General features: G+C 55.5%; 13 protein-coding genes. 8 read left to right on the top strand and 5 right to left on the bottom strand.

Annotated elements, in window-relative coordinates; genetic code table 11:
• Positions 1-8: 8 nt before the first annotated feature.
• Together ACRQU7_RS02420 and ACRQU7_RS02415 are read right to left on the bottom strand one after the other, a co-directional pair.
• Positions 9-998, bottom strand: a complete 990-nt coding sequence (locus tag ACRQU7_RS02420; RefSeq protein WP_444643398.1) for a glycosyltransferase family 2 protein — start codon at positions 996-998, stop codon at positions 9-11.
• A gap of 195 nt (positions 999-1,193) precedes the next feature.
• Positions 1,194-2,846 (bottom strand): VanW family protein, encoded by a 1,653-nt coding sequence (locus tag ACRQU7_RS02415; protein ID WP_444643396.1) that lies wholly within the window; start codon positions 2,844-2,846, stop codon positions 1,194-1,196.
• Positions 2,847-3,129: 283 nt separating this feature from the next.
• On the opposite strand from ACRQU7_RS02415, the gene ACRQU7_RS02410 reads away from it, so the two are divergent.
• On the top strand, positions 3,130-4,251 hold the full coding sequence (locus ACRQU7_RS02410) for an MGDG synthase family glycosyltransferase (RefSeq protein WP_444643394.1): 1,122 nt from the start codon (positions 3,130-3,132) through the stop codon (positions 4,249-4,251).
• Positions 4,252-4,418: 167 nt separating this feature from the next.
• Here ACRQU7_RS02410 and ACRQU7_RS02405 read toward each other — a convergent pair whose 3' ends face one another.
• The gene (locus tag ACRQU7_RS02405; RefSeq protein WP_444643392.1) at positions 4,419-4,826 is read right to left on the bottom strand and encodes a Fur family transcriptional regulator; all 408 of its coding nucleotides are present in this window, start codon (positions 4,824-4,826) and stop codon (positions 4,419-4,421) included.
• 175 nt (positions 4,827-5,001) lie between these two features.
• Between ACRQU7_RS02405 and ACRQU7_RS02400 the strand changes: the two genes are divergently transcribed.
• The 6 genes from ACRQU7_RS02400 to ACRQU7_RS02375 are packed head-to-tail and all read left to right on the top strand — an operon-like array spanning position 5,002 to position 11,989.
• Positions 5,002-6,138: a cysteine desulfurase family protein gene (locus ACRQU7_RS02400; RefSeq protein WP_444643390.1), complete on the top strand. Its 1,137-nt coding sequence runs from the start codon at positions 5,002-5,004 to the stop codon at positions 6,136-6,138.
• A 13-nt stretch (positions 6,139-6,151) separates the two neighbouring features.
• Positions 6,152-7,327 carry a tRNA uracil 4-sulfurtransferase ThiI gene (thiI, locus tag ACRQU7_RS02395; protein ID WP_444643388.1) on the top strand — a complete coding sequence of 392 codons (1,176 nt, stop codon included), beginning with the start codon at positions 6,152-6,154 and terminating at the stop codon, positions 7,325-7,327.
• A 13-nt stretch (positions 7,328-7,340) separates the two neighbouring features.
• On the top strand, positions 7,341-8,612 hold the full coding sequence (locus tag ACRQU7_RS02390) for a competence/damage-inducible protein A (protein WP_444643386.1): 1,272 nt from the start codon (positions 7,341-7,343) through the stop codon (positions 8,610-8,612).
• Positions 8,613-8,644: 32 nt separating this feature from the next.
• Complete coding sequence (gene srtB / locus ACRQU7_RS02385; protein ID WP_444643384.1) at positions 8,645-9,685, top strand: class B sortase; 1,041 nt, start codon at positions 8,645-8,647, stop codon at positions 9,683-9,685.
• Positions 9,682-10,179: a hypothetical protein gene (locus ACRQU7_RS02380; protein WP_444643382.1), complete on the top strand. Its 498-nt coding sequence runs from the start codon at positions 9,682-9,684 to the stop codon at positions 10,177-10,179. Before srtB ends, ACRQU7_RS02380 begins: the two co-directional genes overlap by 4 nt.
• A gap of 4 nt (positions 10,180-10,183) precedes the next feature.
• Positions 10,184-11,989, top strand: coding sequence for a serine hydrolase domain-containing protein (locus ACRQU7_RS02375; protein ID WP_444643380.1), 1,806 nt, complete (start codon positions 10,184-10,186; stop codon positions 11,987-11,989).
• A 71-nt stretch (positions 11,990-12,060) separates the two neighbouring features.
• Here the strand turns inward: ACRQU7_RS02375 and ACRQU7_RS02370 are convergent, their stop codons facing one another.
• On the bottom strand, positions 12,061-13,464 hold the full coding sequence (locus ACRQU7_RS02370) for a S1C family serine protease (protein ID WP_444643378.1): 1,404 nt from the start codon (positions 13,462-13,464) through the stop codon (positions 12,061-12,063).
• A gap of 278 nt (positions 13,465-13,742) precedes the next feature.
• Between ACRQU7_RS02370 and ACRQU7_RS02365 the strand changes: the two genes are divergently transcribed.
• The gene (locus tag ACRQU7_RS02365) at positions 13,743-14,267 is read left to right on the top strand and encodes a cob(I)yrinic acid a,c-diamide adenosyltransferase (RefSeq protein WP_444643376.1); all 525 of its coding nucleotides are present in this window, start codon (positions 13,743-13,745) and stop codon (positions 14,265-14,267) included.
• 6 nt (positions 14,268-14,273) lie between these two features.
• Here ACRQU7_RS02365 and ACRQU7_RS02360 read toward each other — a convergent pair whose 3' ends face one another.
• Complete coding sequence (locus tag ACRQU7_RS02360; protein ID WP_444643374.1) at positions 14,274-16,526, bottom strand: vitamin B12-dependent ribonucleotide reductase; 2,253 nt, start codon at positions 16,524-16,526, stop codon at positions 14,274-14,276.
• Positions 16,527-16,570 lie beyond the last annotated feature (44 nt).

The raw sequence follows: 16,570 nt of genomic DNA, 5'->3' as shown, positions 1-16,570 counted from the left end.
CACTTTCTTCAGCGGGTGGAGTAGTCCTTTTCCAGCTTTTCGGGAGCATCCACCACATCCGGCAGCTCGCTGAACATGGTCGTAGGACTGAACTCATCCGCGGAATAATGCCTGATGGCACGCGATATCCGGCGCATGTTGGCCATGCACCCACGCATACATTTTTTCTCATTATGCAGCTTTAATACATACAAATAACAGCAGGCGCATGTTTTTCTGGTGAGCGCCAGATAGCTCTTCTTGTATTTTTCGTAAAGCCCGTTTTTTTCCAGCGAAATACGGACCATGGCGATCGCGCGGATGAAGTCGTTGATCTTGTCCGCATTCATGGTGGCCAAGGTGCTGGCCGGATGCTGATTGTAGTAGTAGAGCGGGCGGTCGATGACGACCACCTGGTTTGCATGTACAAAAATTTTGTTCGCAACGGCCATATCTTCAAAGCACATGGTCGGGAACTTGATATCATAATCTGTAAAAAGGGAGCGTTTATACATCTTGTTCCAGACAAGGCTCTGAATTTCCACATCGCGCAGAAGTTTTTTCATCGCCTCGGCAGGCTTCAGAATCCCGCGGCAGCGGAACGGATATTCAAACAGGAAATCATTTTCAACAAAGTGGAAATAGTAATAACAGCAGGCGATATCGCTGCCCGTGTCCACACAGGCGTTGTACAGCTCTTCCAGATAAGTGGGCGAGACATAGTCGTCGCTGTCCACAAAACAGACGTATTCGCCGCGCGCGGCCGCAAGGCCGTTGTTGCGCGCATTGGCGATGCCGCCGTTTTTCTGGTCAACCACCTTCACAAAATCGTATCTCTCCTCAAAACGGCGGAGGATATCGAGGGAATCGTCTTTGGAGCCGTCATTGACGGCGATAATTTCAAAATCGCTAAATGTCTGGCCGACCAAAGCAGACAGGCATTTGCCGATATATTTTTCAACATTGTAGACCGGTATGATAATGCTAATCTTCGGTGCAGCTACCTTTTCAGACAACATCAGCTCATCCTTTCTTGGCCTGCGGCAAAACAGCCGCCTTTTTAGAATTGTATCGTTTTAAACAGTATGTTGTTTATTTTGTTTACGTAATGAAAGAATATCCCGTTCGTCTTTCTCATTTTTGCAGAAATAAGACAAAAAGTCAAGTCCAATTTAAAACCAGGGTGCAGCCTGAGCCACACCCTGAAAAGCCGGTTATTCGGGAATGATAATGTTCGCCGGAACCGTGTCGGACTCGGTGTCATCGGACTGCCCGCCGTTGTCCTGATCCGCCTGGGAGGACACGGGGGATGAACTGCCCGCACCCGGCGAAGAGGAAGAACCTGCCGGTTTAGAGGAACTGGCGGGCGGTTTGGAAGAACTTGCCGGCTTGGAGGAAGCGGTGGATGCGGGATTACCGCTCACCGTTGTTCCGGGACCCATGGAATAATACGCGGGCTGCGCACGATAATAGGAGGAGGACAGGTTTTCCGTTTTTACCACGACGCCGTTTTTATAAAAAACGCGCTGCGCGGTCGCCCTTGCCCCTGTACGTGCTTTGGAGTCCAGCTTGACGACCCCTTTTGCCAGCGTTTTGTCAACAATGTATTTCGGGGTGGTCGGCGCGGCGATCGTCTCTGTCTTCTGCGAGGTGACGGTAATGCTGTCATAATCCGGCGACTGGTACCCGTAAAAAGTTACGGTGAGCACCTTTCCCTTGATGCCGGAGACAATGTAGATGGGATATTCCGTGGGATTTTGGAATTTAAAATCCAGATCCGGGTAACTGACCGCAGCGTCCTGGCCGATCGGGCAGTAGGTGGACTGAAGCGTATGGTTGGAGCGCTGTGTGATCTTCATGCTGGAACGGAGCGCCGCGCCGTAAACGGTGGTGGACGCCTGACAGATTCCGCCGCCGTAGGACTGGATCAGCCTGCCGTTCAGAATCGCTCCCGCCTCAAGGAAACCGCTTGCCTTGCTGGTAGAATCGCCGACGATCCCGTTAAAGGAAAACGTGCCGCCCGCCGGAATACTGGTTCCGTTGATTTTGGAGAGGGCCAGCGCCATGTTATGGGTGCCGTTCGCGTTGTTGGTGGACGTGGTGCTGTAGGTCCCCAGCTTCTGCAGGTGGCTTTTTACCTCCGCAATGGTTTTGCTGAACGGAACCACCGTCGTCGGTACTTCCACCGTTCCGGTGCGGGGTCCGTTGATCAGCGCTTCCACCTGTGTGTAAAGCCTGTTTTCATCGACCGCAAGGCCGTTTTTACCGTCGGTATAACGGAAGGTCGCGGTGTTCGTGTCAAAGGAGGCCACCGTCGCGTCGACCGGGTCATAGGCAATTCCCTTGACCGTCTCTTTCAGCTTGGCGTCCAGATTATCGTAATTCATCGTATTGGTGACATTGTACGTTTTAGGAGCAGTCTGCAGCGCCAGCACCTGCTGATAGCGCTCTTCCCTGTCCCCCGTGCGCGCATAGGCATACGCCTCTTTCAGCACGGCGTCCGTATTGAACTGAAAGTTGAGGTCGTCCTCGGTCAGCTGCCAGGTTTTATTCTGATAAACGATCCTGATATCGTATTTATCGCGCAGTCCGGGCTCGGCCGCGGTAACGGCAGCTTTGGCCTGCTCCATGGTCTTTCCGCCCAGATCGACGCCGGCGACGACGATTCCCTTATAAAAGGTATCCACGTCAATTGCCGCCGAAACCTCCTGGCGGTGCCGATAAGCCTCATACAGCTGTTTGCCGAACAGGCCGCCGACCGTAGCAAGCAGGACCACCCCGGCAATCACAGCCGCGATCCTTGCGCGTTTTTTTCCGCCGGAGTTCGGCGCCCCGGAAGAAATGTCAATCATGTTTGCATCGGTCATATTGGGCCTCCCAAATAACAGTAAATTCTCAAGTTGCTGATACATCCTCAGAATGCTGGTATCATTATATAACGCGGCCCTGTAAAAGTAAAGTTACAGCTTTATAACCGTCTGCGGGCCGTGGGCGGGACTTTGAGGGAATTTCATTGGCAACTTTTATAAATATATGATATAATTACCAAAGATATAGCAATCCGGAAAAAACGGTTACAGGTTTCCCGTTTCTTTTCAGATCAGCCGCAGTATGATGGGAAATACGATCCCTGACTAAAGGAGGATTGGTGTGAAGATCTTAATTCTTTCGGCTGCAACGGGCGGAGGACATCTGAGAGCCTCCCATGCCATTGAAAAATATATTGCAGAAAATTCCACGGGCAACGAGGTGGCCGTGGTCGACGCGCTGAAGAGCATCAACGCCATATTGGACAAGACGGTCTGCGAGGGGTACCATTTTCTGGCAACCAAAACGCCGAAGGTGTTTGGGCAGCTTTACCGGAAAACCAATCAGGAAAGCCTGCTTGCCAATCTGGTGACCCGTTTTTCCAGCGCGTTCAGCCAGAAACTGATTCCTTTGATGGAGGAGCAGAAGCCCGACGTGATCATCTCCACTCATCCGTTTGCAACGGAAATGGTTTCCCACTTAAAGGGCAAAGGGATTGTGAAGGCCCCGCTGATCTGCCTGATGACGGACTACGGCCCGCACCGGGCGTGGATTGCGGAGCATGTGGACGCGTATATCGTTTCCACAAAGGATATGATTCCGGAAATGAACGCGATGGGCGTCCCCACCGAAAAGATTTACCCGTTCGGCATTCCCGTGGGAGATGTTTTCTACTGCGAGGGCGACAGGCCCACCCTGCTAAAAAAATTCGGCCTGGACGAGGACCTGCCGACCATCCTGATTATGGCGGGCAGCTTCGGCGTCACCAACATCATGAAAATCTATAAGCACCTGACGCAGCTTCCTATCGAGTTTCAGGCGATCGTCATCACCGGCCGCAACCAGAAGCTGTACGAGGCTTTCGCCCCGGTGATCGCGCAGAGCCCCAAAAAGACCAAGCTGGTCTTTTTCACCGACGAAGTGGAAAACTATATGCACGCGTCCGACCTGATTATCACTAAGCCCGGCGGGCTGACCGTTTCGGAAGCGCTTGCGTGCAACATCCCGCTGGCGGTGTTTGACGCGATTCCCGGTCAGGAGGAGGATAACGCAAACTTCCTGCTTTCCCACAACATGGCGGTCAAGCTGGAAAAAGGCGTCGATCCCGGCGAAACCATCCTTTCCCTGCTGGCGGACAACAGGCGGCTGGAGGAAATGCGGGCGTCTCTGAAGACCTTTGACACGTCCCAGTCAGGAAAAAACATTTTTTTCCTGATCAACGAACTGTCGGAGCGCAATTCATAAAAAGTGCACGGCAAAATTGCATATACAGCATAAAAATGCGCCTTGAGACGGCTTTTACAGCCCAATCAAGACGCTTTTTTTGTGTACTCTTTTTACAGCAATCCCATTTCAGTGTTGCAGAATCAACTGGAAATGCTGTAGGTAAAACTATTTTTCCAACAGTCCCTTTACTGATTCTGCGCTTTCCGCGCTTTTTCACGCCGGACGCATTTGGGACATTTTCCGTAAATGGTCAGCGTGTGCCCCTCTATCTCATAGCCCGTGTCGTGGGCCAGTCCCTGCTCGATCCCGGTCAGAGGACAATCCTCTATCCTGATTTTGGCGCTGCATTCGGTGCAGATCAGATAATGCCCGTGATGCTCCTGCGCAATGGAGTACCGCACGATCCCGTCTCTCCAGACGTCTTTTTTAATCAGCCCGTCCCCGGCGAAGCGCTCCAGATTGCGGTAAACGGTGGAGAGGGCCAGGCTTGGATTTTCGGCCTTCAGCGCCGCAAAAATATCCTCTGCGCTCACAGGGTCGCTGCTCTGCTTCAGAATCTGCATAATGGCGCAGCGCTGTTTTGTGTTTTTCACCGTTTTTCCCTTTCCTCTCTGTCCCGGATACGGGTTCCGTGCCGGCATCCCGTCTTCGTTTATTATAATACAAATTTATAAAAATGCAAATCGCTCCGGGGGTGTTTTCATTGCTCAAAATACATGCAAGGTGTATAATATAGTAATATCAATTAATGACTTGGAGGTATCCCCATTGGGTGAAATATATCTTGACAATTCCTCCACCACCATGGTTTGCAGAGAGGCCGCCGACAAAGTGATGGAGATGATGATGGACAATTACGGAAACCCCTCCAGCCTTCACACGAAAGGCTTTTACGCCGAACAGGAGCTTTCCGCGGCAAGACAGGAAATCGCCGATCTTCTCGGTGTTTTACAGGAAGAAATCTACTTTACCTCCGGCGGGACGGAGAGCAACAACCTTGCGGTTTTCGGCGCGGCACACGCGATGCGCCGCCGTGGGAACCACATTGTAACCACGATGATAGAGCATCCTTCCGTACTCAACACGATGGCGCAGCTTGAAAAAGAGGGGTTTGCCGTTACCTATCTGAAACCGGACGGCAGCGGAAAAATCAAGCCGGAGCAGGTGTTCCGCGCGGTGACACCGCGCACCGTTCTGGTCAGCATGATGTGTGTGAACAACGAGGTCGGCACCTTTCTTCCGCTGGAAGCGGTTCCCGCCGCGATTGCCGCCGCGAAGGCCCCGGCGCTTTTTCACGTCGACGCGGTACAGGCATTTGGCAAAATCCCTTTAAAACCGGGCAGACTAAAAATTGACCTGATGAGCGTGAGCGCGCATAAAATCCACGGACCGAAGGGTGTGGGCGCGCTGTACCTGCGAAAGGGCGTACACCTCGTTCCGCGCACTTACGGCGGCGGGCAGGAAAAAAATATCCGCCCCGGCACGGAAGGCGCTCCGCTGATCGCGGGCTTCGGCGCGGCAATCCGGGCGCTGCCGGAACCCGGCACCCAGATGGAAGCCATGGCAAGGCTCAGCTCGTACTGCCGGCAAAGGCTGCTGGAAATCGACGGCGTCACGCTGAATTCCCCCGAAGACGCCATCCCCTATATTGTGAATTTCTCCGCCGGCGGCGTGCGCGCGGAAACCATGCTGCACTATCTCTCCGCCAAAGAAATTTACGTTTCCTCCGGCTCCGCCTGCTCCAAAGGAAAGGCAAGCCATGTGCTGGCCGCTATGGGCCTTCCCCACGACCGGATCGCCTCCTCCCTGCGGCTCAGCTTTTCCCGCTACAATACCCACGAGGACATTGACGAGCTGGTGGACGCTTTAAGAGAGGGGCTTTCCTCACTGACTAAAAAACCGTAACAGGAGAATTTAAATGGAAGAAATCATCTTAATCAAACTGGGAGAAATGGTTCTTAAGGGGCTGAACCGGAATGTGTTCGAGGCCGCCCTGATCCGGAATATCAAGCGTCGTTTGAATCCTCTGGGCGGTTTTGACGTAAAGACCGCCCAGTCGACCGTTTACGTCACCCCCCGCGAGGGGGCCGATCTGGACGCGGCTGTGGAGCGGGTTTCCAAAATATTCGGGATTGCCGCGTTTTCACGCGCCTGTGTGGTAAAAAAAGAGATGAACGCCATTCTGGAAGCGTCCGCCGAATACCTGAAGCCGGAGTTGCTGGCCGCGAAAAGCTTTAAGGTGGAGACAAAGCGCGCCGATAAGATTTTTCCGCTGAAATCGCCGGAGATTTCCGCGCAGGTGGGCGAATACCTGCTGGAACGGTACCCACACCTCTGTGTCGACGTACACGACCCCGACATCACCGTGCGGGTGGAGGTACGCGATTTCGGGGCCTACGTTCACGGACCGGCACTGAAGGGCGCGGGCGGAATCCCGGTGGGTACCGGCGGAAACGCCGCCATCCTGATCAGCGGCGGAATCGACAGCCCCGTTGCCGCGTGGACGATGGCAAAACGCGGCTTGGAGCTGACCGCCGTCCACTTTGCCAGCCCGCCGTACACCAGCGAGCGCGCGGAGCAGAAGGTGCACCGGCTGCTGGCCCGCGTCGGCGAATACTCCGGCAGAATGCACCTGTTTACCGTTCCGTTTGCAAAGGTGCAGGAGGAAATCATGGCGAAATGCCCGGAGGACCTGTTCACCTTAATTATGAGGCGGTTTATGATGCGGATCGGTGAAAAAATCGCCCGCAGGGAAAGCTGTTCCGCGCTGATTACCGGCGAAAGCCTGGGCCAGGTGGCGAGCCAGACCCTGCGGGCCATTGTCTGCACCGATCAGGCCTCCGAGATGCCGGTCCTGCGTCCGCTGATCGGAATGGACAAGTTGGAAATCATTGAAATTTCGCGCAGGATCAATACCTTTGACATCTCCATAGAGCCGTTTGAGGACTGCTGCACCGTGTTCACGCCGAAGCATCCGCGCACACAGCCCAAGCTTCCGGAGCTTCTGGAAGCGGAACAGGCGCTGGACTGCGAAAGCCTGATCGAGGAATGTGTCCGGAACGCCGTACTTACAAAAATCTATCCGAATCAATAGCGGGGGAAAAAGAATGAACGCTGAAATTATTTCCGTAGGAACCGAGCTTCTGCTCGGCCATACAATCAACACCGACGCCTCCTTTGTCGCGAGGGAGCTTTCCACCATCGGCGTCAACCTTCTGTTCGCGGGAACCGTGGGCGACAATGTCTCACGGCTGAAGGAAGCGCTGGAAAGCGCGCTTCGCCGCAGCGACCTTGTCATTACCACCGGGGGCCTGGGGCCTACCGGCGACGACCTGACCAAAGAAACCATCGCGGAAACCGCGGGCAAAAAGCTGGTGCTGCATCAGGAAAGCCTGGACAGGATCGTCCGCTATTTCAAAGGAAGGGTGCTGGGCGAAACACAGAAAAAGCAGGCGCTGCTTCCCGAGGGCTGCACCGTGTTCCCCAACGACCACGGCACCGCGCCGGGCTGCGGCTTTGAAACAGACGCGGGCAAAATCATCATCATGCTGCCCGGCCCGCCGTCCGAGCTGATTCCCATGCTGAAAAACTACGCGATCCCCTACCTGACAAAGGACGGGCAGGCGGTGATCGTTTCCAGAATCGTCCGCGTGTTCGGCCTGGGGGAAGGCTTTGTCGCGGAAAAAATCCCCGACCTGACGGACTGTGCCAATCCGACGGCGGCAACCTACGCCAAGGACGGCGAAATGTTCGTGCGCGTCACCGCCCGTGCGGAAAATCAGGAAACAGCACAGGCCATGTGCGCCCCCGTTGTGGAAGAGCTCAAAAACCGTTTTCACGAGTTTATTTACGGAATCGACGTGGAAAGCCTGGAAGAAGTCGTGGTCACGGAGCTCGGCAAGCGCGGCCTTCACCTTGCCACCGCGGAGTCCTGCACCGGCGGCCTGCTCGCCAAGCGCATCACTGATATCGCGGGCGCGAGCAAGGTCTTTCAGATGGGCGCCGTCACCTACGCGAATGAGATCAAGACGCTCCTGCTCGGCGTACCGGAGTCCACCCTGAAGCAGTACGGCGCCGTCAGCGAGCAGACCGCGCGCGCGATGGCCGAGGGGGTCCGGGCGAAATCCGGCAGCGAGCTGGGCATCGGCATCACCGGGATCGCGGGGCCGGACGGCGGAACGCCGGAAAAGCCCGTCGGCCTGATTTACATTGCTTTCTGTGACGGGGAACATACCTGGGTGCGCAAAATGCAGCACGGCGCTTCCAAGGGACGCGAATACCTGCGCTGGCTCGCCGCCTCCAACGCGCTGGACATGGTGCGCCGCTATCTGGCGGGCTGCGGAGGGCTGGAAGAAGCCGCCTACGCGAAAAAAGTATAAAATATTCCGAAAGGAAACAAGGGGGTGCCGCCATGAAACCGCAAAACGGGGAACACACGAAAAAAAGGCTTCCTTTTTACCGCGTTCTGCTGCCCTGGAAGGGGGACGGCAAAAAGCTGATTCTTTATAAGACCGTCTGCCTGATCGCCGTCTGCGTTTTCCTCGGCTGCGCCCTTTATCTGGTCTGGGACCTTGTCGTCCTGCCCGCCGCCGCGGATACGGAGCAGCAGGATATCAAAAGCGTCTATTACGCCGAAAGCTCCGAAACGCCGGACACGGGGGACGATTCGCCCGTGTCTTCCACCCCGCCGGAACGCGACGGACAGGGGCGGCTGATCCGGTTTCTTGAGCTGCAGAAAATCAACCCGTCCATTGTGGGCTGGATCAAGGTTCCCGGCACCGTCATCGACCTGCCGGTTCTGCAGGCCGACGCGAAGGACCCGGAATTTTACCTGACCCACGACTACCGCGACCGGTACTCCGGATACGGAAGCGTCTTTGCGGACGCGCACTGCTCTGTGGAAAAGGGGAAATCCCGCAGCATCGTCCTTTACGGGCACTCGCTCAATTCGGGGCGGATGTTTACGCAGCTGGACCGGTACAAATCGCTGGATTTTTACAAAAAGAACCCGGTATTTACCTTTGATACGGTCGACAGCCAGTCGCAGTGGAAGGTTATTTCCGTTTTTCTGACCAACACCCTGACGGAACAGGGCAAGCCGTTCAATTACATGAAAACGGATTTTAGGGATGACAGCGATTTCCTGAATTTTGTTTATCAGATGCGGATACGGTCCCTTTACAACACCGGCGTCGGCTTCAACAAGGACGACAGCATCGTGCTGCTTTCCACCTGTTCCTATGAGTTCAAGGATTTCAGGGAAGTCGTGGTCGCCCGCAAAGTCCGCGACGGCGAAAGCAGCGAGGTGGACGTTTCCAGGGCGTCGTACAACGGCAAAACGGTGTACCCGGACTGCTGGTATACAAAGAACGGCGGGAAAAAGCCGGTCTGGCCGGACAGCTATGAAGAGGCCGTCAAAAAGAATCTTTTATCATGGGGGGAAGGAATATGAACGCGGGACTGATTTTTTATTTCGCGCACAGGACCCTGCGCTGTCAGAATAAAATAGAGGAAGCGCTTCGTTTTTACGGGTCGGGTATCGCCGACGTGAAAATCTGCGCCAAAAAGACGGACCTCAGCTCCACTATGGCGCGCCTTCTGCGGACGCTCCCCGCCGTCTTTGTGGTGGGCGACTCGCCCGAAAGCATGCCGGACTGCGCGCCGCCGCTTTTCAAAATCCTGCATATTCCCGTCGGCAGGTCCGGGGAACCGAAAGGCGTTCTGCGCCTGAACGGCACGGATAAAACCGGCCATCTGATCGAAAGCCTCAATCAGGCGATCGTCGTGCTGCCGGACGTGCCGGAGGAGCTCTCGCAAATGCTTCCGGCCGCCTGTGAACGGCTTGCACTGAAATTCGGGCTGACGGGGGATTTCCCTTCCGATGATCGGGAGCCGTTCGAAGAAATGATCGAGAATTCCATGAAGACTTTTAACCCGGGGGTTTAAATCCATGTTGGATCTGCTGTCCCAGATGAAAACCGTTGATCTGGTCATAAAATTTGTCCGCGGCGATATGCGGCGCATCACGCCGTATCCGTTTCAGCCGCAAAAGAAAAAGAATACTCCGAAAATCGATTTCGGCGGGATTCCCGCCTCCACACCGGAGGACGAGGGGATTCCCAGCGAATATATCGAGCAGTTTTTTGAGGAGCTCGCCGCCTCCCACGCCATCCGTCCGCACAGCGTGCTGCTGCTGCGGCATGGAAAGCTGATTGCGCAGGGCAGCTTCAAGCCCTATTCCCCCGCGTATCCGCACATGATGTTTTCCCTTTCCAAAAGCGTTACCGGCATGGCGGTGGGAATCGCCATGGAGGAGGGCCTGCTTTCCCTTGACGAAAAGGTCATCGACATCTTTCCCGAAAAGGGCGTCATGTTCCGCAGCCCCAGAATCAACAGCATCACCGTCCGGCACCTGCTGAACATGACCAGCGGCATCAAGTTCAACGAGGCCGGTTCCTTTGTGGAAAGGGACTGGGTGAGGGCCTTCCTGACATCGGACTGCATTTTCGAGCCCGGAAGCGAATTCAGCTACAACAGCATGAATTCCTACCTGCTCAGCGCCATCGTGCGTAAAAAAACCGGTATGGGGCTGGTGGAGTATCTGACCCCGCGGCTTTTCGCTCCGCTGGGGATTGAGGATGCGGACTGGGAAACCTGCCCGCTGGGAATCGAAAAGGGCGGCTGGGGGCTTTCCCTGCATATCGCGGATATGGCAAAGCTCGGCCAGCTTTATCTGCAGGGCGGCCGCTGGGACGTCGGCGGCGAAACACGGCAGCTCATCCCGGAGGAATGGATTCGGGAATCGACCAAAGTGCAGACCCCGTCCCGCGAAAACAACCGTCCGGTCGGCTACGGGTATCAGGTATGGGATTTCCACGCGACGGACGCATACCAGTACAACGGCGTATTCGGCCAGTACGTCATCGTCCTTCCGAAGCGCGACATGGTGGTGGCTATCACAAGCGGAAGCCAGAACCTGTTTTCCGACGTTTCCATCGAAACGGTGGAAACCTATTTCGGCGACGGCGCAGAAAAGATTTTCGACCATCCTTTACCCCGGAACATCCGCGCGCTCCGCTCGCTGAAAAGCAGGCTGGACAGCCTATACGCGGTCCCCGAAACGGCGCCCAGACCGCGAAAATCCAATCCGTTCCACACGTTCCTGCAAAGATTTTTTCCCTCGAAAGCCGAGGAACTGCCTTTGCTCGCCGCGGGAATCGACAAACAGGAGTACCGGCTGGGCAGCAGCTACGGAACGCTGCTCCCTCTTATTCTGCAGTGCGTGACCAATAATTTTTCCGGGGGGATCACCCGCGTTTTCTTTTCCTTTGAACCCGGCCTGTGCAGGATCACGATGTACGATGGGACCGACGAAAACGTAATTACAGCCGGGCTGGACGGTGTTCCCCGTCGCAGCGACGTAACGCTGAACGGCGACGTTTACACGGTGGGGGCGACGGCAAAGCTGACGACGGACGAAGAGGACCGCACGGTCATGCTCCTTTACCTTTCCTATATTGAAACACCCAGTCTGCGCGTGATGAAATTCATCTTCTACGGGGAAAAGCTTCTTATCCGTTTTTACGAGCACCCCACCGTGGAGGCCGCGACAAAAATGCTGTTCGGTCTGGTCGGGGGAAGCGGAAACTCCATCGACAAGATGCTGATCGACGCCATTTCGCAGGAGCGCATGGCCGCCCGGGTGGACAATATCATGATGCCCCGCGCAAAGGGCACCGTGTTTGATAAAACATAAAAGCGACGGGACCGGTTCGGTTCCGCCGCTTTTATGAAAGAAGGGAGTATTATGAAAAAGTTGCTGTAAACTTATTTTCCTGTTGACTGGGCCAGCTTTACTTTGGCGGTAGAGCTTTCCCCCGTAAGAGAACTGGTAACGCTCAGCGTAACCGTGTCCCCCGGCTTCTTCCCCGTAATCACGTTCGTAATCACGTTCTGACTGGTCACATCCTTGCCGTCGATTTTCGTGATCACGTCGCCCTTTTTAATCCCTGCCGACGTCACTTCGGGATTCGTGACGGAGCCGACGTACATGCCGACGGGCAGGTTGTAGAAACGGGAAGTCATCGTATCGATAAACTGGCCGGAGATTCCGAGCACCGCTCTGTCCTTGACGTAGCCGTACTGCTTCAGGTCGCTGATGATCGGCTGCGCCACATTGATGGGGATGGAGAAGCCGAGGCCTTCATACCCGGTGGCTACGATTTTGGAAGAATTGATGCCCACGACTTGGCCGTACATGTTGACCAGCGCGCCGCCGGAGTTGCCCGGATTGATCGCTGCGTCGGTCTGGATGCATTTCATGGTATAGCCGGTATCGGAATTGGTGATTTCACGGTTTAATGCGGAAACATAACCGATGGTGACGCTGGAGTTGAACTCCAGGCCGCCCGGGTTGCCGATCGCCATGACGGTATCCGCGACTTTGAGGTCGTCGGAGGAACCGAATTCCGCCGCGGTCAGGCCCTTTGCGTCGATTTTGATAACGGCCAGGTCGGTGACGCTGTCGCTGCCGACCAGCTTCGCTTCATATTTCGTTCCGTTGGATAAAATAACTTTAAGGGAAGACGCGCCCTCGACCACGTGCGCATTGGTAATGATGTACCCGTCGCTGGTCGCAATAATGCCGGAACCCTCGCTTGTCGGGGTGACGGAGCTGTCCTCGTCGCTGCTTCCCGTGTTGCCCGTACCGTTCCCGCCCATCGTATAGCGGGTGCTCTGGCCCAGCTGGTAATTTTGGATACAGACGACCGACGGGACCACCTTTTCGGCAATCTGCTGCTTGGTCAATTCCCCGGTCACTGCGGCGGTGTTGGTGGTGCCGCTGTTGACCAGCTTCGTTACGGTAAACGCCGGATCACTGGTGCTTGCGTTCCCGAGCTTGACATACCCGTTGTTGACCAGCGCCGCGAACCCTGCGATGGAACCGGCCGAAATCATCAGGCAGCACATGACCCCCGCCAGTACCTTGACGAAAGTCCTTCTGCCTCCGCGCTTTTTTTTGCGCGGCTCCTGAAAATCGAAAACGGGCTGCTGGGGAACGGAGGGCCGCTCCCAGCTGTAAACCGGGGGCTCGTTCGACGGCTTGCTGTAATGGTAAAAATCCCCCTGCCACTCCGTCTGGCTCGAGCTTCTGTGTTCCGTATCGTTACTGTTTAAATCACGATTTGCCAGGTCTTTTTTCTTTTTATCATCTGCAAATGGATTAAACATCTGAATCATTCCTTTCTGCGGTGATTTGCTTGCTGTGATTGTTATGATACCGGTTCTATGTGAAAAGGATGTGATTATTAGTTTATATTTTTATGATATTTTTAAGAAAAATATGTAACCTGAATTTAACCAAATTATGAATGCAGAAAGGGAATGTTTTTTCTTTCTGCGATCTTACCGTAAAATCTCCCGAAAATGCATGGATTCCCGGCGGATTTGCGCCAAAATGTGCTATGATAGGATCAGAAATAAATTTTTATACGGATGGAGAATGTGCGATGAACGGACTGACTCATGTTTACTGCGGGGACGGAAAAGGCAAAACCACCGCCGCCGTCGGGCTGGGGGTACGCGCCTGCGGAAGCGGGAAACGGGTGCTGATGGCACAGTTTCTGAAGGGGAACGGCTCCGGCGAGCTGGCCGTCCTGAAACAGCTGGAAAATTTCAGCGTGCTCCCCACGGTGCCGACCGTAAAGTTCACCTTTCAGATGACTAAAAAGGAGCTGGAGGCAGCCGCCGTCCTGTGCGGCAACCTGTTCTGCAAGGCGGTTGCCGCCGCCAAAGCGGACGAGTGCGATCTGCTGATTCTGGACGAGGTATTTGCCGCGGTCAACTGTGGCCTGCTCGACGGCGCAATGCTGACCGACTTTATAAAAAACAAGCCCCAGAAGCTGGAGCTTGTTTTGACAGGGCGAGGCCCGAAGCCGGAGGTTCTGGAGCTCGCCGATTATGTTTCCGAAATCAGGAAGGAAAAGCACCCCTACGACAGGAACATCCCCGCCCGAAAGGGAATTGAATTCTAAACTGCTTTAGCCGCAGCGGGAGTACCCGCACTGGCGGCACGTCACGCATCCGCCCTCGTGCTCCAGCCTTGCCCCGCACTCCGGACAATAATGCATTTTCCCCGGGGCGTCGTCCGCCGCTTCTCTCACAGGCGGGGACTTCCGCGGTGTGGGCGCGGTCCACTTTCCCAGCTGGACTTGCTCTTTGTAAACGCGTTCAATCGTCTTTGCAATCGCGTCCGGGCAGGAGGTGCATTTCAGCCCCGGCTGGCGGATGGTCGACGGACAGCGGATTCCCCTGAGCTGGTCCACAATGCTTTCGACCTCCATCCCGCTGCGCAAAGCGACGGATGCAAGGCGCGCGGTCGCCTCCGACTGGGACGGGCATCCCCCGGCCTTGCCGGTATTGGTAAACACCTCGCAGATTCCCTGATCGTCGTAGTTGACGGTAATATACAGGTTTCCGCAGCCGATTTTCACCCGCTCCGTAATCCCGGTCACCGTATCGGGCCGCGGGCGCGGCACAATCCGGCCATGCTCCGGCGTCTCCGCCGCGGGCTGGCCTTCTTTTTTTACCTGCCCGATGTTGAGCACCTGTTCCGCGCGGCTGCCGTCGCGGTAAATGGTCACGCCCTTGCAGCCGAGATGGAACGCGAGCGTATACACGCTGGCAACGTCCTCTTTTGTGGCGCTGTTGGAGAAATTCACCGTCTTGGAAACCGCGTTGTCCGTTCCCTTCTGGAACGCCGCCTGCATCCGGATATGGTACTCCGGGCTGATGTCGTGCGCGGAAACGAACACCCGGCGCAGGTCCTCCGGCAGCTCCTCAATATGGGCGACCGTCCCTTCTTTGGCAATGCGCTTCATCAGCTCGTCCGAGTACAGTCCCCGCTTTTCCAGCTCTGCCTTCAAAATCGGGTTGACCTCGATCATTTCCGTGCCGTCCATGATGTTGCGGATGTAAACATAGCCGAAAACCGGCTCTACGCCGCTGGAGCAGTTCGCGATGATGGAAAGGGTCCCGGTCGGCGCAATGGTCGTGATCGTCCCGTTGCGCATCGGTCTGTCCTGCGGCAAGATACTTTCGCCGAAAAGCGGGAACGCACCGCGTTTTCCGGCAAGTACGGCGCTCTCCTCGCGCCCGCGTTCGGTAATGAATTTCATCACCTTTTCTCCGAGCGCGATCGCTTCGTCGGAATTGTACGGAATCCCCATCTGCAGCAGGCTGTCGGCCCAGCCCATGACGCCCAGACCGATTTTCCGCGTCTGTTTGGTTACCCGGTCGATATTTTCCAGCGGATACTGGTTGGCGTCAATGACGTTGTCCAGAAAATGCACGGCGTTTTTTACCGTCAGCCCAAGCTTGTCCCAGTCGAACTCCGTTTTTCCGTCCGCCGTTTTCAGCATCTTCACCAGATTGACGGAACCGAGGTTGCAGGACTCATAGGGGAGCAAAGGCTGTTCCCCGCACGGATTGGTAGACTCGATTTCACCCTGCGAGGGCACAATGTTGTCCCGGTTCAGGCGGTCGAGAAAGATAATGCCCGGCTCGCCGTTGTGCCACGCGGCGTCCACGATCCGGTCAAACACCATGCGTGCGCGCAGAGTGGAAACGGCTTTCTTCGTGTGGGGGTCGACCAACTCATAGTCGGTATCCTTTTCCACCGCTTCCATAAATTTTTCTGTCAGGCCCACCGAGATATTGAAGTTGTTGATTTCGTTGTTGTTGGCCTTACAGTCGATAAAATCGAGGATATCCGGGTGATCGATACGCAGGATGCCCATGTTTGCGCCGCGGCGGGTTCCTCCCTGCTTGACGGCCTCCGTCGCCATGTTGAACACTTTCATGAAGCTGATCGGGCCGGAGGCGACTCCGCCGGTCGAGTTGACGGTGCTGCCCTGCGGGCGTAGACGCGAAAAAGAAAAGCCCGTTCCGCCGCCCGATTTGTGAATCAACGCCGCCTGCTTGATCGCTTCAAAAATATCCTCCATGCTGTCCGCGACCGGCAGCACAAAGCACGCCGAAAGCTGCCCGAGCGGGCGGCCGGCGTTCATCAGCGTGGGAGAATTGGGCAGGAACTCCAGCTCCTGCATCATATGGAAAAAGGCTTCCTCCGTCTTTTTAACGTCCGCCTTCCCGTCGTGCAGCCTGTCTGGCTCCGCAATGGCGGCGGCCACGCGGCGGAACAGGCCTTCCACGGTTTCCGTAGTTTCTCCCTTTTCATTTTTGATCAGGTACCGCTTTTGCAATACCGTCAGTGCATTCTGTGATATGGTCATGGCCACAATTCCCTTCCCTGTCCATTTTGTGATACTATATATTG

The organism is Caproiciproducens puteiluti (genome assembly GCF_052442865.1).
Taxonomy (GTDB): domain Bacteria; phylum Bacillota; class Clostridia; order Oscillospirales; family Acutalibacteraceae; genus Caproiciproducens.
This window is presented reverse-complemented; position numbering and strand designations above follow the sequence as displayed.

Bases quoted from the DNA above. Each gene is read 5' to 3' on its own strand.
- ACRQU7_RS02380 (WP_444643382.1), top strand. From the start codon at position 9,682: ATGAACGCGGGACTGATTTTTTATTTCGCGCACAGGACCCTGCGCTGT.
- ACRQU7_RS02375 (WP_444643380.1), top strand. From the start codon at position 10,184: ATGTTGGATCTGCTGTCCCAGATGAAAACCGTTGATCTGGTCATAAAA.
- ACRQU7_RS02370 (WP_444643378.1), bottom strand. From the start codon at position 13,464: ATGTTTAATCCATTTGCAGATGATAAAAAGAAAAAAGACCTGGCAAAT.
- thiI (WP_444643388.1), top strand. From the start codon at position 6,152: ATGGAAGAAATCATCTTAATCAAACTGGGAGAAATGGTTCTTAAGGGG.
- ACRQU7_RS02360 (WP_444643374.1), bottom strand. From the start codon at position 16,526: ATGACCATATCACAGAATGCACTGACGGTATTGCAAAAGCGGTACCTG.
- srtB (WP_444643384.1), top strand. From the start codon at position 8,645: ATGAAACCGCAAAACGGGGAACACACGAAAAAAAGGCTTCCTTTTTAC.
- ACRQU7_RS02420 (WP_444643398.1), bottom strand. From the start codon at position 998: ATGTTGTCTGAAAAGGTAGCTGCACCGAAGATTAGCATTATCATACCG.
- ACRQU7_RS02390 (WP_444643386.1), top strand. From the start codon at position 7,341: ATGAACGCTGAAATTATTTCCGTAGGAACCGAGCTTCTGCTCGGCCAT.
- ACRQU7_RS02365 (WP_444643376.1), top strand. From the start codon at position 13,743: ATGAACGGACTGACTCATGTTTACTGCGGGGACGGAAAAGGCAAAACC.
- ACRQU7_RS02415 (WP_444643396.1), bottom strand. From the start codon at position 2,846: ATGACCGATGCAAACATGATTGACATTTCTTCCGGGGCGCCGAACTCC.